Raw genomic sequence first — 14840 nt, forward strand, 5'->3', positions numbered from 1 at the left:
AGTCTCCTTACCCCTCATCCTCAATTTCAAAATACATCTCCTGATGTTGCAGAATCTCCATATTTATACTCGCGATCACTTCCTCAGCTTGAGCGCGATATTGAATAAACAGATCCTCAATTAATTGATACAGGTTGGGGTCTTGCTCCAGATCTGTTGGCGTAACCTCACGCCACTGATCTCCGATTCTATTTTTATCTACAATCACACGCTCGATGTTATCCAGCAGAGCTATCATGTCATATTGATTAAAAAAACGCATTCCATTTTGGATGCCGCTCCAGCTCTTCATCTCCATGATATTGTAAGCCGAGAACCAGTAAAACTCCGCCAGACTTTTCGTATGGTTATGGTAGGAGTAGAACAAAAATAGCGCTTGTTGACCTTCATTTAACTGGTGGTACACCTCTGTTTTGGCTGCAACATCTTTACCTCGAACTGAAATGAGCATCGGCTGGACACTTAACCAGCTAAGCTGCGATGAACCCAAGTCTGCGTGTTTGATTTTGGCTCGCATAATATTCTCCTCTCTTTTCTAACCTATTGATTAAGCACCGCGTTATTTCTTCCTTTCGACCAGCGTAATCTTCTGTTCAATAAACTTTATGCGACTATACGTTTGGTACACTTCGTTTTGCGTCAGGCCCTCCTTAATTAGGTCACCGACGGAATTAAATGCCCTGACGTTCGTCCACATAAAATCCAGCGTTTGAGCTCTGCGATCCGCATCTGCCCGGTGTTCATACGACCATTGCACCCGATGTCTGATATGCTCAGGAACCCACTGTGATCTAAATTTAGTTAATTTTTTGTAGGAAATATACTTCTCGATTCTCTTCCCGCCTTTGGCCATACCATAGACTAACGGACGTTCGTCCATACCATGACAGTATAGAATATATACCTTGGCTCCTGTTCGGAGTTGGTTGTCTTCAATAACATTGGCAATGACAGCATACATCCACGTGGCCCCCAATCCAGAGGATCATTTCCTGTACAGACTACAGACTTGCTTATCTATGATCTTTCTGTTAATCCATTCTTTTATGAAAAACAAACTGGAGACCATGTGCCCCAATCCTGCGAATGCCCGTGTCACGAAAACCCACCTTCAAATACAGGCTCTGTGCTGCAACATTCTGTTCATTTACAGCGAGGATGACTTCCTTCATCTCTGGCTCAATCTGCTGAAGCAATGGACCGATTGCCTTCATGGCAGCCAGTGCATACCCTTTCCCTTGATGTTCCAACGTAATGGATAATGCTCTTATTAAGATCGCATTCGAGTATTTCTTTCCTTCGGCGTATTCTGATTTTTTATGTAAAATAAAGAAGCCAACCGGTGTCTCCTCATTTAAAATAACAATAGGATATTTGTTCGGGTTGGAAATGGCCTCCTCTATAACTTCTGCAGGCAATGCCGTAAACGAAAACTGCTCCCCAGTCAGTGAGAAATTAGCCAAAGCTGCATCATATCTCTCATGATATTCGGTAAGGCGAATTAAACTTTTCACATGAAGTCACCTCATTTTTGGTTTGCAGCACTTGTTTCTGCTACTTTACTGCCTAGCTTAAGGTTGTGCTGCGTAAATCTTCAAACACATTCCATTCCGTATACATTTGTTTTAGTCTTACTGCAGTTGTATGAATGAAATGTTCTAGTACATCCACGGATAAAATGCTCAAATCTTCCGCGGGCTCATGCGCAGGATTATTTAAGAAATCCACTTTCACTTTCCTGTACTGAACCACCTCATGCTCCAGCAAACCACCCAAATCATAAGCCTTCGCTACATCCAGTCTATGGAGCAGCTCACGAGCACCGGATCGGTTTCGCAAAATCATAAACTCCATCTTCGTTACCTCCTGCGTATATCGTTTTCTGCCTTCAGGATGTTCCTCATATGCGGGATAGATATCGAAAGTCCAGACGCGGTCCGTATAGATATGAGCGATGTATCCGCACAAATACTGCCAGAATGCAGGATCCCGTTCCGCTTGCTGTTTATAAGACTCCCAAAATGCCCGAAGCTCTTCATCTGTTGCGAACCTGCCTTCTTCGATCATTAAATGTGTTTTTGCCTTCTCACTGCGCACATTACTTCTCACGTGTATTGAATCAGGAGCAAGACTTCCCAGCAGGAATTCCGGGGATGGATTAGAACTAACTTCAGATGCAATCGCAAAATGAACCATAGGCCAAGGCATTCATATCACTCCGTTTTCGTTAGTAGTTTTTCCTTAACGCAGAATCCCCTGCTTCTCTTGAATCAAATCTATCAATACAGGCTTCTGCACCTTATTAATCGTATCGATCTCGATTTCATCCAAACTTGTAAACATTAATTGCAACGATTCGTTATTCTCGTCTTCAAATAATAGTGTTCGCTCATCCTCGGCCAGTTTTCCGTTTAAATGAACTCTGACGTTAAACAGAAACATGACAAATACGACCTCATTTCCATCCGGATAGGTATACTTCATTCTCTCACCCGTATAGATGGAAGCCAGTTCATAGGATATCACTTCCAGACCAGTCTCTTCCTTCACTTCTCTGATCATGGTTTCTTCGATTCGCTCTCCGGGCTCCATACCGCCACCAGGCAATCCCCAGTCTCCATAATCGGATCTACGCTGCAGCAGAATTCTCCCACGATCATCTCTGATAATGGCCCCGCCTGTAACCACAATTCGGCTCGTCATCTCCGTTGCTCCTTCTCTCGTCAATTGAAACAAAGATGAACCCTCTAATCATCCTATATTCCAAAATGCACAAGACACTTTCCATGTTCAACAGCATGCACTGCCATCCTGGCAAGCTTTTTTAATTCAGTTATTAAATCCACTTTGTTATACAACAGTTTCTCGTAGTAGCCTTTCTTCCCTCCATCATCAATGCAGTAATCCCCTCTGAGTATGATTGTTTCTGGTGCTGAGCTGAATAATTCTATCCATGCATTTATGATTTGATGAAGCCTCTGCAATACTTGTTGATCTTCAATAACTGTAATGCCGTAATTGTTCAGTCCCATTGATCTCTCCCCGGTGGATGGATTTCTGGTCTCTAACCATTGGAGTGAATCATATATATATGAAATGAAGTTGTCGTCCAGGTGGGCCTGGTTGTCTGGCGCGAGTCCATTTTTATGTATTTTCCCGTTTCTATCCCATGAATAAGAAGCATGAACATTTTCGCTTAGGACCCATTTGTTCTCAATAACAAAGTTATGAATCATCGGCATATATTTATCTCCCAGCCTATTCAAATTTAATACTTTGCTTCTTATCCATCCATCATAACCCACCTTTTGGAAAATGCGAAGATGCTTACGTTATAAATCTCCAGCCCTTTCCCAGATGTCATATCCAATTCAATCAAAAGCTCCAGTCCTGACTGACGGATCAGCGATGTATAGCAAAAATGGATACGACCTTGTCGCATCCATGGAAATCCTCATCTATTTGATTAGATAGTCTACCACAGGGTATGAAATCACATTTCGATCTCTGTAGGTCGACGTCACCGCTTCCTGATGTGTGCTGAGAATCCCATTTTGCAGCATAACAGGTCTGAATCCTCGCTCCATCGCACCATTATAGGTAAATAGAACACATTCCTCTGCGGCGAAACCGGAAATGATCACGAGCTCAATGCCATGACTCTTCAATATTGGTTCCAACTCTGTCTGCCAGAATGCATTGGAGCTTTCTTTGGTAACGGTGAGATCCTTCTCATTGACATCTACCTCGGAAATAACCCGATACTCCTCCGGAGCTGATCCTTCCATGCCTTCGACATCTTGTACATGGACCACCACATGATCACTTGAACGAAGCACATCTGCAACGTGATTGATATACTCACAAGCGTGGTCTATACCTTTTTGTTCCACTCGATCTCGCACAATACTCTCTTGCATATCCACAATCAGAAAACCTATTTTCATCCGAACACTCCTTGTAATTTGATTTACTGTCTTGTTGGTGCTTCTACATTTAGAATGCTCCAATTATATGTATTCGATTTTGCAGGCGGGACTCCTCTAAATCGGGTACATCATATTTGTTATGCTGAGCCTACGAACTTCTTTTTCAGCATCATGATCTGGCCAATATGATACGCATTGTGAATACACACATTGGAAATGACATTCCACCACGGAGCGTTGAAATATGAAGGGATGGTCAGTGCCAGTTTTGCATCATCACTTTCTTGTACGGCCTGGATCCATTTAAGAAACGTAGATCCGACTCGATCAATACTCTTCTGCCACTCCTCTTCGCTAACCCGGGAAGGATCCACATCGAACGTTTCATCATTATTCAAGTTATGATCCATTTTCACTTCACCTTTAATAAACCGATCCAACCATACCTCATTCCAGAATGTCAGATGATGAACCAGCCTCCAGATGGATTGACCTTCATCATTCAAGCATGCAGCCTGAGCAGCGGTAACGTCACGCAACATCTCGTCGAGCGGTATAAACCAGCTCTTATCATGATGACAGGCAGCCAGTTGGTCCAGTAACACCAGTTTGTAACTCATGATTAACTCTCCTCCCAGAATGTCTCTACAAAATCGTTCAAATACCTTCCCTTGTTATATTGCTTACAGGAGATCTCTCGCCATGCTCCCCGTCCTGATCGCAACTGCATAATCCTCTCGTCCATTTGCCTGAGCCATGGAGCTCGCTCTCTCCCAATCATACTCAACCATAATGTGTTCCATGTCCCAGTTCCCCTTTACATTACGATAAGCAATTGCATAGTCCGCGTAAGGCGAGTTGGATTCCATTACATGCGGATAGGGCAAATCATCATAATAGGCAGGCAAACCGACACTCCCTACGTTTACGATTACCTTTCTTTCCGGCAAATATTTCGTTTGAAACACATGACTGTGTCCGCAAAAAATAAAACGCTGTTGTACCTCCAGAAGTTCGTTAGCCAATTGAAGCGTGTCTTTATACTGGACTCCTTCCGCCGTCACTTCTTCCAGCAAATACTGATCATGCGCCCACGGCGTAGCGTGGCAAAATAAAAGATCTTCGTACGCCCACGTACGATGGAATGATCTGATCCAATTCTCGATTTCCAGATCAAGAAGGGGTTTTACAAATTGAAAGGTTTCCGATGGGTTTTCTTTTTGCAAAAGAATCTCGTCACAATTCCCCATCACATGAACTATATTCTTGTGGTCCATTAATAATCGTGCTGTCGCCAGTGGATCAACCGGGCCAAACAGGCTATCCCCCAAATTGACGATAAGTTCAATGTTTCGGGCAGCAATATCTTGTAAAACAGCCTCTAAGGCGAAGTAATTACTATGGATATCGGAAATAATGGCAACAGACTTATACATGTCATTCCTCCACTTTTTCAATCTCACAAACCAAAGTTAGTCCTTGAACAGCTCATCCAGCATACGATGCCGATTCTCCAGAAAGCTGCGGGTAATTTGATAATGCTCCGTATCTTCATAAGCCATCTTCTGAATGCAGCTGTCATCAAAATTCAATATGTCAGCATCGGGATAGCCCAGCAAAATGGGGGAATGCGTTGCAATAATGAATTGGGATGTCCCGGAAAGATCATGAAGAATGCGCAGCAAGGATAGCTGTCTGGCAGGAGACAACGCGGCTTCGGGCTCATCAAGCAGGTAGATGCCTTTCGAGCTGAAGCGGTTCACAAACAGATTAAGAAAGGACTCTCCATGAGATTGCTCATGCAGTGAACGCCCGCCATAGTATTCAAGAGAGCCTACCTCATCAACATGGGATGCAAATTGATAGAAGGATTCCGATCGCATAAAGAAACCATTCGAAATTTTGGGTAGCCAGGCCAGCCGCAGATAATCCCCTAACGATGATTGCGAAGCATGCATCTCAAAGACGTTATTCCTGCCGCCCCCCGCTGTATTGAATCCGCATTGATGAGCGATTCCCTCCAGCAGGGTGGATTTGCCCGATCCATTTTCGCCGACAAAAAAAGTAATGTTATTTCTGAATTCCAACCGCTCTAAGGATTGTATGGCTGGTATATCAAACGGATACTTCTTGCGATTCTCGACCTTATCCATCATGAGCTCCACACTTCTAAGATACATATGCATCCTCCTATTCTTGTAAGATTTGGCTCCATCTACCTGGACATGATCAATAACGGATTAGGCTCATTGCACCTTAAAAGGTGATCATGGCTCCTTTTTTATCCAATACGGCAGGGTCCTTTTTGTTTACACATTCCCTATATTAAACGACGAACAGATGGATGACAAAAATTATGGTTGACGGTGGCAGATCAGGTTCTATATTATGTACGAAGAACGTTCTGCATAAAATATAAAATGAATTGGCGTGTTACCACCCCAGAGGGCATGAGCCAAGAAGCGAACCTGAGACTATATTCGCTCCTTGGCTCTTTTTGCGTTCCGGAGGTCTGAAAGCGTTAACTTTAGAAACGAGGAGGCGGTGAACCGTGAGTAAAGAAATGATGCTGCAGGTAGAGCGGGTCGTCGGCAGCAATATTGTTCTGGCCCGGTCGCACCAGAATACCAAGGAGTATGTACTGATCGGTAAAGGGTTGGGATTTGCATTCAAGGCGGAAAGCACCGTCCAGGCCGATGATCCGCGGATTGAGAAAAGGTTCCGGCTGGAAGACCGGGAGGAATGGGGGCAGGCGCAGGAGCTGATGAAGGACTTGGACCCCAATGTCATCGACATCTCTGACCGGATTATCCGTCTCATCGCTGATCAGTTTCCCGGCAAGCTGAATGACAAGATCTACCTTGCTCTTCCGAGTCATATTCAGTTCACCTTATATCGTATCCGCAACGGGATGGAGATTCTGAATCCTTTCCTTACGGAGACAAAGCTTAGTTTTCCGAAAGAATTCGAACTCGCCTCAGAAGCAGCGGCCATGATCGGAGAGGCCTTTGGCGTAGAGGTACCGGAGGATGAGGCCGGGTTCCTGACATACCATGTGTACTCCTCCGTAAATCACGTCCCTGTCGGACAGCTGGTTAAGGTATCCAATGTGATCAGCAAGCTTCAGTCCATTATTGAAGAGGAAGGTGGCGTTCAATTTGACCAGGGCAGCCTTAGCCAGGCAAGACTCATGATACACCTGCGCTTCTCCATGGAACGCCTGTATCAGCAGCCGATGACGGCCCCCACCTTCGCACAATATGTGAAAAATGAATATCCGTCCGAATACCAGCTGGCCAGAAAACTGAGCGCTGTAATGGCCGAGGATTTGGGGACAGAGGTACCTGAAGAAGAAACGGCTTTTCTCGCCATGCATTTATATCGGCTTTTTCAAAGCCATGCCAAAACCAACAACAGAAAGGACAACACACAATGATCTGGAAATGGAAAAACAACAAATCTGCCAAAATATCTGAAACGATATCCGTCGCCTCCCCGCTCACCGGAACCTGTGTCAGTTTGGAAGAAGTGCCTGACGAAGCGTTCGCGCAAGGACTTATGGGACCGGGAGTTGCAGTGATTCCCCAGGAGGGCAGGCTGGTCGCCCCTATCGACGGAACTGTGGTGCACCTGATCAAATCGCACCATGCCGTAATGATTGAGCACGCTTCCGGGCTGCAGCTCCTGCTGCATATCGGTATGAATACTGTCAGCCTGAAAGGACAGGGCTTCACACCCCGAGTGCAGACCGGGGATCAGGTCGCTGTCGGTCAGACCCTGATTGAATTTGACCTGAATGCGATCGCTTCGGCCGGTTATCCGGTCATCACCCCTGTCATCGTTGCGAATGCGGCTGAACAGCAATGGGAGTCGAACCCGGATTATGGCCGCGTAGAAGCAGGCATGGGAACTATCATGAAAGTCAGCTTGTCCAAATAACCTAAATCAAAAAAAGAAAGGAAGAACAATATGCTCAAAGCACTGCAAAAGCTGGGAAGATCCTTGATGCTTCCTGTAGCAACCCTGCCTGCGGCAGGAATTCTTCAAGGCCTCGGTCTTCTTGATTATGAAAAGGACATTCCGCTCGGTCCCGTGATCGGGGGATTTCTTAATCAGTATGTAGTTCCATTCCTGAATGAGGGAGCGGGGGCGATCTTCGGCAACCTTGCGCTCATCTTCGCCATTGGGGTGGCAATCGGACTGGCGGGGGATGCGGTCGCCGCGCTTTCCGCCCTGATCGCTTATATGGTGCTGACGCGGATTCTGGGAGCCGTTCCAGGTGTATTCGGCTATATTCCTGACGATGTTAAGCTGGATATGGGCGTATTGGGCGGTATATTTGCCGGACTGCTTGCAGCCTATATGTATAAAAAATACCATAATATCAAGCTTCCTGACTGGCTCGGCTTCTTCTCCGGCAAACGCTTTGTGCCGATGGTCACCGCCGGCTCCATGCTGGTGTTGGCCATCCTGTTCGGCATGATCTGGAGCCCGATTCAGAATGCCATCGGCGCTTTCGGCGCCTGGATTGTAGACTTTGGCGGCGTTGGCTCCATGGTGTTCATGATCGCCAACCGCCTGCTTATCCCGCTTGGTCTGCATCATGTCCTCAACTCCATTGCCTGGTTCCAGATCGGAGATTATACCAATGCAGCCGGGGAAGTCGTGCACGGCGACCTGACCCGCTTCTTCAACGGAGACCCTACGGCAGGCATGTTCATGTCTGGCTTCTTCCCGATTATGATGTTCGCTCTTCCGGCGGCGGCGCTTGCCTTGATTCATACAGCCCGGCCTGAAAAGCGTAAAATGGTCGCTTCAATCTTTATCGGCGCAGCGGTGGCTTCGTTCTTAACGGGTATTACCGAGCCGCTCGAGTTCTCCTTCATGTTTGCGGCGCCTCTGCTGTACGTTGTACATGCTATTCTTACCGGTGCTGCGGCCCTGATCATGTACCTGCTGGATGTTAAGCTGGGCTTCGCCTTCTCAGCAGGTCTGATTGATTACCTCGTGAACATGAAGCTGTCGACCAATCCGCTGCTCATGATCCCGGTCGGTCTCGCATTTGCGGTCGTCTATTATTTCCTTTTCCGGTTCATGATTGTCAAGTTTAACCTGAAAACGCCGGGACGCGAGGATGACGCTAATGATGCCGATGCCCCCTCTAATGCTTCCGCCGTGGCAGCGGCGTCTGCCGACACCAAGGCTGGCAAAGTGCTCGCGGAGATCGGTGGCGCAGACAATATCGAGAGCATCGACGCCTGCATCACTCGCCTCCGGCTAGTTGTTAGGGACGACAAAGCGGTCAACGACCAGGCGCTCAAACAGCTTGGCGCTTCCGGCGTCATGAGGCTCGGTGGCGGAGCTGTGCAGGTCATCTTCGGCACCCAGTCCGAAATCCTGAAGGATGAGATTAAAAGGCTGATGTAACGCTCGTCCTCCTTTGAGTTTAAAAGGTCGAGAACAAGGGTATGTTCCCCTGTTCTCGACCTTTTTTTGTTAACCAAGAAGCGAAGGATATTCTATTAAATCGGTTTCGATTAAAAAAGAGCGCAAGCTATACGCTCACTCTCTCCTTGTTAATAGACAAATCTTCGCTGTGCCCAATAACTGAACAGGAAAACAGATACTTCCGTCAATACCTTGGCCGCGATCAGCGGGATAATCAGTTTTTCGTTATAGAAGTATAGCAGTCCGTAATTTAATAGCAGTACCAGGATGACTAAAGAGAAGTATTTGGGCAAAGACTGACGTACCTTCGATGTTCTTCCCCCGGCTGAAAATACATACTTCCGGTTGATCGTGTAGTTAAAAATCGAACTGCATAACCTTGCCGTGACAACTGACAGAAATAGATTATGCGTGAAATACTGGATGACAAACAGTAGTCCAAAATCGATCAGCGCGGACAGTACCGATGATGTACTGAACATGAGAATCGGCATATAAATGCGGAACGAGTCTACCAGCGGGCGAAAATGAGAGGATTTGTTATGATCCAGATATACGGTATCAATAAACTCCTCGGTGATTTCGTATCCCTCTTTGCGTGCGGTTAACAACATGTTCATCTCATACTCAAAACGATCCCCCGGGATCTGGCATAACCAGTCCAGCATCGAATAGGGAAAACCACGCAGACCAGTCTGTGTATCATATACTTTGGCCCCCGTCGTGAGAGAGAAGACCGCTCGTGTGACGGTATTACCAAAACGACTGCGTGCAGGAATCGTGCCGCTGAAGCGGCGGCTTCCGAGTACAATGCCTGGTGTGGTTTGCTCCAGCAGCACATCGAAGATACGCCGGATATCATGCGGCAGATGCTGACCATCACTGTCGGCACATACGACGCCACCTTGTGGTCCGAATTCCTTGATGTACTGGAAGCCTGTCTTCAGTGCTCGTCCCTTGCCGAGATTCTCTGGATGAGTCAGCACGGTGCATCCATACGCCTCAGCTGTCTCGAAAATCCCTCGGAATTCCTGGCCGCTGCCATCATCCACAATCACAATAGGCCCCAGTTGAAACGTCTGCAATTGCAAAATTAGATTTAATAATCGTACGTCCGGTTCGTAGGATGGAATTAATATGGTCATGATCATTGTCCCTCCTTGAGGTAAAGGATGTCACTTACGCCGCGTTCCTGATTTCTGCCCAGAGGATTATTCACGACTCTGCCCATGAAATACATCGTGGATGAACCACCGCCGTCCAGGTTATAGGCTTCTGTTGCTCCGAGGCCCTTCATCACGTCCGCGAGCTCTGCCAGCGTCATCCCCCGGCTGTCGTCCTGCCTTCCGTCCACTACAACGAATACATAATGATTTGGAGCAATCATGCCAATGGCCGTCCTCGGATTCGCATCCTGAATGGAACGATTACCGAAGTTGTTATCGATTTTTACACTGCTAAAATCACTTACGATTTCCCCGTCCTGAATCAGAATGGGACCAAACGACAGCGTATTGGTCGCACCTTCGGCCAGCAGCTCCGAAGAGGAAACTTCCGTCTCGTTATACGTCTTCATTGTCCCATCAACGAATAGTGCCATCGCATCACGAACCGGATCATCCCGGTATACTGTACCATTGCGGATAATGACGCCATCATCACGAAAACCGTAGTAATCACCATTAATGGCGAATATCGCGTTGTTCGCTGCAGCAATCTCTGAGGTATTTTCCGTAATATTCGTGCCGAAGCTGTTATCCGCCAAAGCCGAGCGTAGACTGCTTGCGTCCGTCATCTGTACATCTGCGACGTAATACGTCATCTGGTCCGCACCGGAGCCGGTCTGCACCTTCTCGATGTTCACCTGCATATCGTCACTGGAATAGTTCCAATCATCAGAGGTTGCATTGACCTCCGCTGCTGTGGTTGACGTATCGTTTGTACTGCTGCTAGTGGCCGACGCATTATCATCCGCCACGACCATTTCCACATGCCGGATCAGGTAACGGTCAGCCAGACTGTAGACAATTCCGCCGATCCCAAGGACAACGACAAGTGTGGCAATCAGCCATTTTCGCCTTTTATTCGGGTTTGCTTTTCTATGTGGATCTTTCGGATTGGGTTTATCATACATTCTCATCATTGAAGCCACCTCTTCATCATCTAAGTTCTTAAAGCCATGATAGGCGGGATAGCTTAAATGAATCTGAAACCTATCCAAAGGCAAAAAAAGAAGGTCACCTCCTCCCTTTTAGGGGGTAGATAACCTTCAAACAAATGGATACATCTATGAGCGACTTCAACATAGGGTTGGCATAAACAAGAATGTGACCAGACTCCTTTCAATCATGAGAACCGATACATTCATCTCCTGTCTTCACCTACTCGCCTGCAAATAGTGCATCGTACGCAGGACATGGCCGCTTCTCCTGGAAATCCGCTAATGCCGGTGGCTGCTTGGCATAAATTTCGTTCAATGATGTGCCTTGATAAATGTTTCCAATCACTACCGGATGACACAGCTCACAGATGAGAATGTCCCCGTTGCCGTGCAAATGCAGCTGTTTCGTTCCGTCCACACAATTGGAGAAATATACACCTGGCTGCTCACGCAATCCCAATAGATCGGCGAAGCGATCCATACAGGTGAAATATAGGGTCGTGTCGTCCTTTTTGTGTTTAATCAGCTCATTTACGGAGTGAATAAGGGATTCCCTCGTTACAATGTTGCTCCAATCGCTGTGCGGCATCACAATACTGTTCTGAATCTCGTGAATGCGTACACCCAGATCATAGACCTTTTCGCTAATGGCCAGCATGTTCGCTTGTGTTCCCTCAAACAGCAGGGTTTCCAGTACCGTCTCCAGTCCGGCTTCCGTACACAAACGGATATTGCGTTCCAGTCTCTCGTACATGCGTGGGTGAACACGATAGTATGCGGAATAAGCATCTGCATCAGTGTAGTTGAACGAGATATGAATATTGGACAACCCTGCATCACGAAGCGCATGAATTCGCTCTTCCGTCAGTAAACTGGCGTTTGTATTCAATTGCGTATCAATTCCATGAGCTGCACAATACGTTACAATATCCAGACAATCCTGAAACTTGAGGGTTACTTCTCCCCCGGACAAACGCACGCGTTTCAACCTTGGGAGCTCACCGATGATCCGAATAACTTCCTGTGCATCAATACATTGTCCATCGTCCCGATTATAGGCACAGCAATAGTCACACTTGAAATTGCAATTGGAAGTCACCCCGACTTCCAGTCCCTCCAGCTCGTATACACCGGGTGTTTCCAGTTCGAGTGATTTATATCTGTTTTTTGCGGTCAATTCCATATACCTCCTGTTTCCTTCATCCCATGTGATTACAACCTGGAGATTATAGCGGACGCATACAGGGTAAGGGCATTATGACAGAAGTCGTGAGCAAGATCATCCAATTTGGATTTGAGGAAGTAGGTCTGGAACGAATTCAAGCCAGATGTATGGTGGATAATACGGGTTCGGCCAAGGTGATGGAGAAGGTAGGCATGAAGTTCGAGCCACTTCTCGAGCATTCACAGCATATAACCGCCAATGGGGCGTAACCATATCCAGTTCACGTTCAATCCGTTCTTTCTGAGCTTCGATGGAGCTATCCAATACTTCCTCGCTCTCCAATTCCTGGCTCTGGCGTCCTGTCATGGCAACCGCTCTGGCTCCAGCCGAGCGTTTCCGGAAGTCATCTGCTCCTGCTTCATTTCCCATATCCGCGGCTGTACCCCTTATACGAACCTGTCTCCCGAGCGCAGGCCAATAAAATGTCAGTGCCACGTGCGGGTTATCCTCCAACTGCCTTCCTTTCCGACTCTCGGAACTGGATGCAAAGTAAAACGCCTCATCAATGACATTTTTCAAAATCAATACTCGGGCATCCGGATAACCATCTTGATCCACCGTTGAAATTGTCATGGCATGAGGTTCCTTCACATTGGCCTTAATCGCCACTTGCAACCAGTCCAAAAATAATTCCCCAGGACGATCTGGTAAATGATGTATGTCCCAAGGAGGGAAAGGCCCAGACAATGCATGCAAACTCCGCAACAACTCACTCGATTCAGCACTCATTTGATCACTCCCATCTTCCAATTCATTCCATTGTATCGTAATTGTAATGTGCTGGAAACTCCTCTGAACCAAATTCAATTCAAATGGCTCACCATATTCATGCTGCTCAATATCCAACCGTTCACACTCTTCTCAATTGTGTGCATACTGGTATGATCGATTGGATGAAAGCTGGATTTATTGCTCCATTCCCGCCTATTAATTAGATAATAGAGGATATTAATCACTCCGCCGTGCGTAATCAACAGAACGTTGGACTTTATCTTTTGCTCCTCCATGTCTCTGCAGAGTGTATCGAAAGATGCACAGATTCTGTTATAAAAATTCCGTGGACTTTCTCCTCCTGGAAAAGGAGAATCCATTTCAAGAGCATTGAAATAAACCCCTGGGTAATTCTTTTCAGCCTCCTCATGGAGCATGCCCGCCAAATAACCATTATTCATCTCTCGCCAATCTTTCACAAAGCTGCTCGGAATATTTAATTTCTGCTCAACCTCCCTAGCCGTCGTACTGCACGAGGAAGATCACTACTTATAATCGTATGGATATCATACTGCTCAGCATGATGATGCAGATAATTACCTAGTTGTTCTGATTGAATGATCCCTTGTTCCGTGAGCCCTCGCTGGCTCCATCCACCTCGATACCCTTCGTCATCCGCGCCGTGTCTTACCAGATAGATCTTCAAGTCTATTCCTCCTTAACCTGTGTTTTAGCTAGTTCTAATCATCTCTAGACGGATCATATGAATCCTCTACCACTGGTATGTAAGGTGACAAGAACGGATCTTTCACTTTCTCCAGCTGCCCACGTGCCAATTTCCATACTAGAAATCGATTTTCATTGATATCATCTCCAGCCTCATCATCATGAACATATAGGAGTCCATAAGCCCCAGGTAAATGAGTTGCAATCCATTCAAAAATTTTTTGTGAGCAGCGACTGCTCCTTAGCGAAGGGAATTTACTGTACCAGCTGACGATCGATGAATTGGTTTCCCGTCTGGATTAAAAGTCATTGGAGGGAGAGTGTTATCTCGCAAAGGACAAACCCTCTTCCTCCAGTGCTTGTCTAAGTTTGGGTATCGCAGACGGCCCTATGCCGTGAAGCTTCAGGATCTCTTTCTCTGTATATCTCGAAAGTATAGCCAACGTTGTAATCCCTTCATTTTCTAAGGCACGTCTGGCAGGTGCAGACAATAAGGCCAGAAATCCTTCTTTCGGCTTACGTTCAGATTCGCAGATCGGACAAGTTGGGCAGTCACTTTTTTTGTAATACGAATGTCCATGTTCACATGTTCTTCGTGTTCCTTTGTCGTTTGACATTTGGGATCTCTCCTTTCGAGTTA

General features: G+C 46.5%; 20 protein-coding genes and 2 pseudogenes. 4 read left to right on the forward strand and 18 right to left on the reverse strand.

What is annotated here, in order from left to right; all coding sequences use genetic code 11:
* Nucleotides 1–7: 7 nt before the first annotated feature.
* From ABGV42_RS13005 to ABGV42_RS13055, 11 genes are all read right to left on the reverse strand, one after another.
* A complete protein-coding gene (locus tag ABGV42_RS13005; protein ID WP_347382010.1) occupies nucleotides 8–517 on the reverse strand; it encodes a hypothetical protein in 510 nt (169 codons plus the stop codon).
* Between the two features lie 42 nt (nucleotides 518–559).
* Nucleotides 560–961, reverse strand: coding sequence for a hypothetical protein (locus ABGV42_RS13010; protein ID WP_347382011.1), 402 nt, complete (start codon nucleotides 959–961; stop codon nucleotides 560–562).
* A 70-nt stretch (nucleotides 962–1031) separates the two neighbouring features.
* The gene (locus ABGV42_RS13015; RefSeq protein ID WP_347382012.1) at nucleotides 1032–1514 is read right to left on the reverse strand and encodes a GNAT family N-acetyltransferase; all 483 of its coding nucleotides are present in this window, start codon (nucleotides 1512–1514) and stop codon (nucleotides 1032–1034) included.
* 52 nt (nucleotides 1515–1566) lie between these two features.
* A complete protein-coding gene (locus tag ABGV42_RS13020; RefSeq protein WP_347382013.1) occupies nucleotides 1567–2208 on the reverse strand; it encodes a hypothetical protein in 642 nt (213 codons plus the stop codon).
* A 33-nt stretch (nucleotides 2209–2241) separates the two neighbouring features.
* A complete protein-coding gene (locus tag ABGV42_RS13025; RefSeq protein WP_347382014.1) occupies nucleotides 2242–2703 on the reverse strand; it encodes an NUDIX domain-containing protein in 462 nt (153 codons plus the stop codon).
* A 53-nt stretch (nucleotides 2704–2756) separates the two neighbouring features.
* Complete coding sequence (locus ABGV42_RS13030) at nucleotides 2757–3242, reverse strand: hypothetical protein (RefSeq protein WP_347382015.1); 486 nt, start codon at nucleotides 3240–3242, stop codon at nucleotides 2757–2759.
* A gap of 41 nt (nucleotides 3243–3283) precedes the next feature.
* Entirely contained in the window at nucleotides 3284–3442 is a 159-nt protein-coding gene (locus tag ABGV42_RS13035) for a hypothetical protein (protein ID WP_347382016.1), read from the reverse strand.
* A 16-nt stretch (nucleotides 3443–3458) separates the two neighbouring features.
* The gene (locus tag ABGV42_RS13040) at nucleotides 3459–3947 is read right to left on the reverse strand and encodes a cysteine hydrolase family protein (protein WP_347382017.1); all 489 of its coding nucleotides are present in this window, start codon (nucleotides 3945–3947) and stop codon (nucleotides 3459–3461) included.
* Between the two features lie 119 nt (nucleotides 3948–4066).
* Complete coding sequence (locus tag ABGV42_RS13045) at nucleotides 4067–4549, reverse strand: DinB family protein (RefSeq protein WP_347382018.1); 483 nt, start codon at nucleotides 4547–4549, stop codon at nucleotides 4067–4069.
* A gap of 63 nt (nucleotides 4550–4612) precedes the next feature.
* Nucleotides 4613–5365 carry a metallophosphoesterase family protein gene (locus tag ABGV42_RS13050; RefSeq protein ID WP_347382019.1) on the reverse strand — a complete coding sequence of 251 codons (753 nt, stop codon included), beginning with the start codon at nucleotides 5363–5365 and terminating at the stop codon, nucleotides 4613–4615.
* 36 nt (nucleotides 5366–5401) lie between these two features.
* A complete protein-coding gene (locus ABGV42_RS13055) occupies nucleotides 5402–6109 on the reverse strand; it encodes an AAA family ATPase (protein WP_347382020.1) in 708 nt (235 codons plus the stop codon).
* A gap of 371 nt (nucleotides 6110–6480) precedes the next feature.
* Between ABGV42_RS13055 and ABGV42_RS13060 the strand changes: the two genes are divergently transcribed.
* From ABGV42_RS13060 to ABGV42_RS13070, 3 genes are read left to right on the forward strand one after another with little or no spacing between them, the layout of a single operon-like run.
* A complete protein-coding gene (locus ABGV42_RS13060) occupies nucleotides 6481–7365 on the forward strand; it encodes a PRD domain-containing protein (protein WP_347382021.1) in 885 nt (294 codons plus the stop codon).
* A complete protein-coding gene (locus ABGV42_RS13065) occupies nucleotides 7362–7868 on the forward strand; it encodes a PTS sugar transporter subunit IIA (RefSeq protein ID WP_347382022.1) in 507 nt (168 codons plus the stop codon). The genes ABGV42_RS13060 and ABGV42_RS13065 overlap by 4 nt, the downstream gene beginning before the upstream one ends.
* Before the next feature lie 30 nt (nucleotides 7869–7898).
* Nucleotides 7899–9356 (forward strand): PTS transporter subunit EIIC, encoded by a 1458-nt coding sequence (locus ABGV42_RS13070; RefSeq protein ID WP_347382023.1) that lies wholly within the window; start codon nucleotides 7899–7901, stop codon nucleotides 9354–9356.
* Nucleotides 9357–9505: 149 nt separating this feature from the next.
* Here ABGV42_RS13070 and ABGV42_RS13075 read toward each other — a convergent pair whose 3' ends face one another.
* The 3 genes from ABGV42_RS13075 to ABGV42_RS13085 form a co-directional block, all read right to left on the reverse strand.
* Nucleotides 9506–10522 carry a bifunctional glycosyltransferase family 2/GtrA family protein gene (locus ABGV42_RS13075; protein WP_347382024.1) on the reverse strand — a complete coding sequence of 339 codons (1017 nt, stop codon included), beginning with the start codon at nucleotides 10520–10522 and terminating at the stop codon, nucleotides 9506–9508.
* A gap of 2 nt (nucleotides 10523–10524) precedes the next feature.
* Nucleotides 10525–11520 (reverse strand): phosphodiester glycosidase family protein, encoded by a 996-nt coding sequence (locus ABGV42_RS13080; protein WP_347382025.1) that lies wholly within the window; start codon nucleotides 11518–11520, stop codon nucleotides 10525–10527.
* Between the two features lie 238 nt (nucleotides 11521–11758).
* Nucleotides 11759–12715: a radical SAM protein gene (locus ABGV42_RS13085; protein WP_347382026.1), complete on the reverse strand. Its 957-nt coding sequence runs from the start codon at nucleotides 12713–12715 to the stop codon at nucleotides 11759–11761.
* Between the two features lie 80 nt (nucleotides 12716–12795).
* On the opposite strand from ABGV42_RS13085, the gene ABGV42_RS13090 reads away from it, so the two are divergent.
* Nucleotides 12796–12972 carry a GNAT family N-acetyltransferase gene (locus tag ABGV42_RS13090; protein WP_347382027.1) on the forward strand — a complete coding sequence of 59 codons (177 nt, stop codon included), beginning with the start codon at nucleotides 12796–12798 and terminating at the stop codon, nucleotides 12970–12972.
* 16 nt (nucleotides 12973–12988) lie between these two features.
* On the opposite strand, the pseudogene ABGV42_RS13095 reads toward ABGV42_RS13090, so the two are convergent.
* The 4 genes and pseudogenes from ABGV42_RS13095 to ABGV42_RS13110 all read right to left on the reverse strand — a co-directional run.
* Nucleotides 12989–13492 (reverse strand): annotated as a pseudogene (locus ABGV42_RS13095) (pyridoxine/pyridoxamine 5'-phosphate oxidase); the annotation flags it as partial.
* Nucleotides 13493–13566: 74 nt separating this feature from the next.
* Nucleotides 13567–14180 (reverse strand): annotated as a pseudogene (locus tag ABGV42_RS31870) (histidine phosphatase family protein).
* Between the two features lie 34 nt (nucleotides 14181–14214).
* The gene (locus tag ABGV42_RS31875) at nucleotides 14215–14475 is read right to left on the reverse strand and encodes an Imm7 family immunity protein (protein WP_431523645.1); all 261 of its coding nucleotides are present in this window, start codon (nucleotides 14473–14475) and stop codon (nucleotides 14215–14217) included.
* A 48-nt stretch (nucleotides 14476–14523) separates the two neighbouring features.
* Complete coding sequence (locus ABGV42_RS13110; protein WP_347382030.1) at nucleotides 14524–14817, reverse strand: RNA polymerase alpha subunit C-terminal domain-containing protein; 294 nt, start codon at nucleotides 14815–14817, stop codon at nucleotides 14524–14526.
* Nucleotides 14818–14840 lie beyond the last annotated feature (23 nt).

Source organism: Paenibacillus pabuli (assembly GCF_039831995.1).
Lineage (GTDB): Bacteria > Bacillota > Bacilli > Paenibacillales > Paenibacillaceae > Paenibacillus > Paenibacillus pabuli_C.

Coding starts and splice junctions, on each gene's coding strand:
- ABGV42_RS13005 (WP_347382010.1), bottom strand. CDS start 517: ATGCGAGCCAAAATCAAACACGCAGACTTGGGTTCATCGCAGCTTAGC.
- ABGV42_RS13010 (WP_347382011.1), bottom strand. CDS start 961: ATGTATGCTGTCATTGCCAATGTTATTGAAGACAACCAACTCCGAACA.
- ABGV42_RS13020 (WP_347382013.1), bottom strand. CDS start 2,208: ATGCCTTGGCCTATGGTTCATTTTGCGATTGCATCTGAAGTTAGTTCT.
- ABGV42_RS13025 (WP_347382014.1), bottom strand. CDS start 2,703: ATGACGAGCCGAATTGTGGTTACAGGCGGGGCCATTATCAGAGATGAT.
- ABGV42_RS13030 (WP_347382015.1), bottom strand. CDS start 3,242: ATGCCGATGATTCATAACTTTGTTATTGAGAACAAATGGGTCCTAAGC.
- ABGV42_RS13035 (WP_347382016.1), bottom strand. CDS start 3,442: ATGCGACAAGGTCGTATCCATTTTTGCTATACATCGCTGATCCGTCAG.
- ABGV42_RS13040 (WP_347382017.1), bottom strand. CDS start 3,947: ATGAAAATAGGTTTTCTGATTGTGGATATGCAAGAGAGTATTGTGCGA.
- ABGV42_RS13045 (WP_347382018.1), bottom strand. CDS start 4,549: ATGAGTTACAAACTGGTGTTACTGGACCAACTGGCTGCCTGTCATCAT.
- ABGV42_RS13050 (WP_347382019.1), bottom strand. CDS start 5,365: ATGTATAAGTCTGTTGCCATTATTTCCGATATCCATAGTAATTACTTC.
- ABGV42_RS13055 (WP_347382020.1), bottom strand. CDS start 6,109: ATGTATCTTAGAAGTGTGGAGCTCATGATGGATAAGGTCGAGAATCGC.
- ABGV42_RS13065 (WP_347382022.1), top strand. CDS start 7,362: ATGATCTGGAAATGGAAAAACAACAAATCTGCCAAAATATCTGAAACG.
- ABGV42_RS13070 (WP_347382023.1), top strand. CDS start 7,899: ATGCTCAAAGCACTGCAAAAGCTGGGAAGATCCTTGATGCTTCCTGTA.
- ABGV42_RS13075 (WP_347382024.1), bottom strand. CDS start 10,522: ATGACCATATTAATTCCATCCTACGAACCGGACGTACGATTATTAAAT.
- ABGV42_RS13080 (WP_347382025.1), bottom strand. CDS start 11,520: ATGATGAGAATGTATGATAAACCCAATCCGAAAGATCCACATAGAAAA.
- ABGV42_RS13090 (WP_347382027.1), top strand. CDS start 12,796: ATGACAGAAGTCGTGAGCAAGATCATCCAATTTGGATTTGAGGAAGTA.
- ABGV42_RS13110 (WP_347382030.1), bottom strand. CDS start 14,817: ATGTCAAACGACAAAGGAACACGAAGAACATGTGAACATGGACATTCG.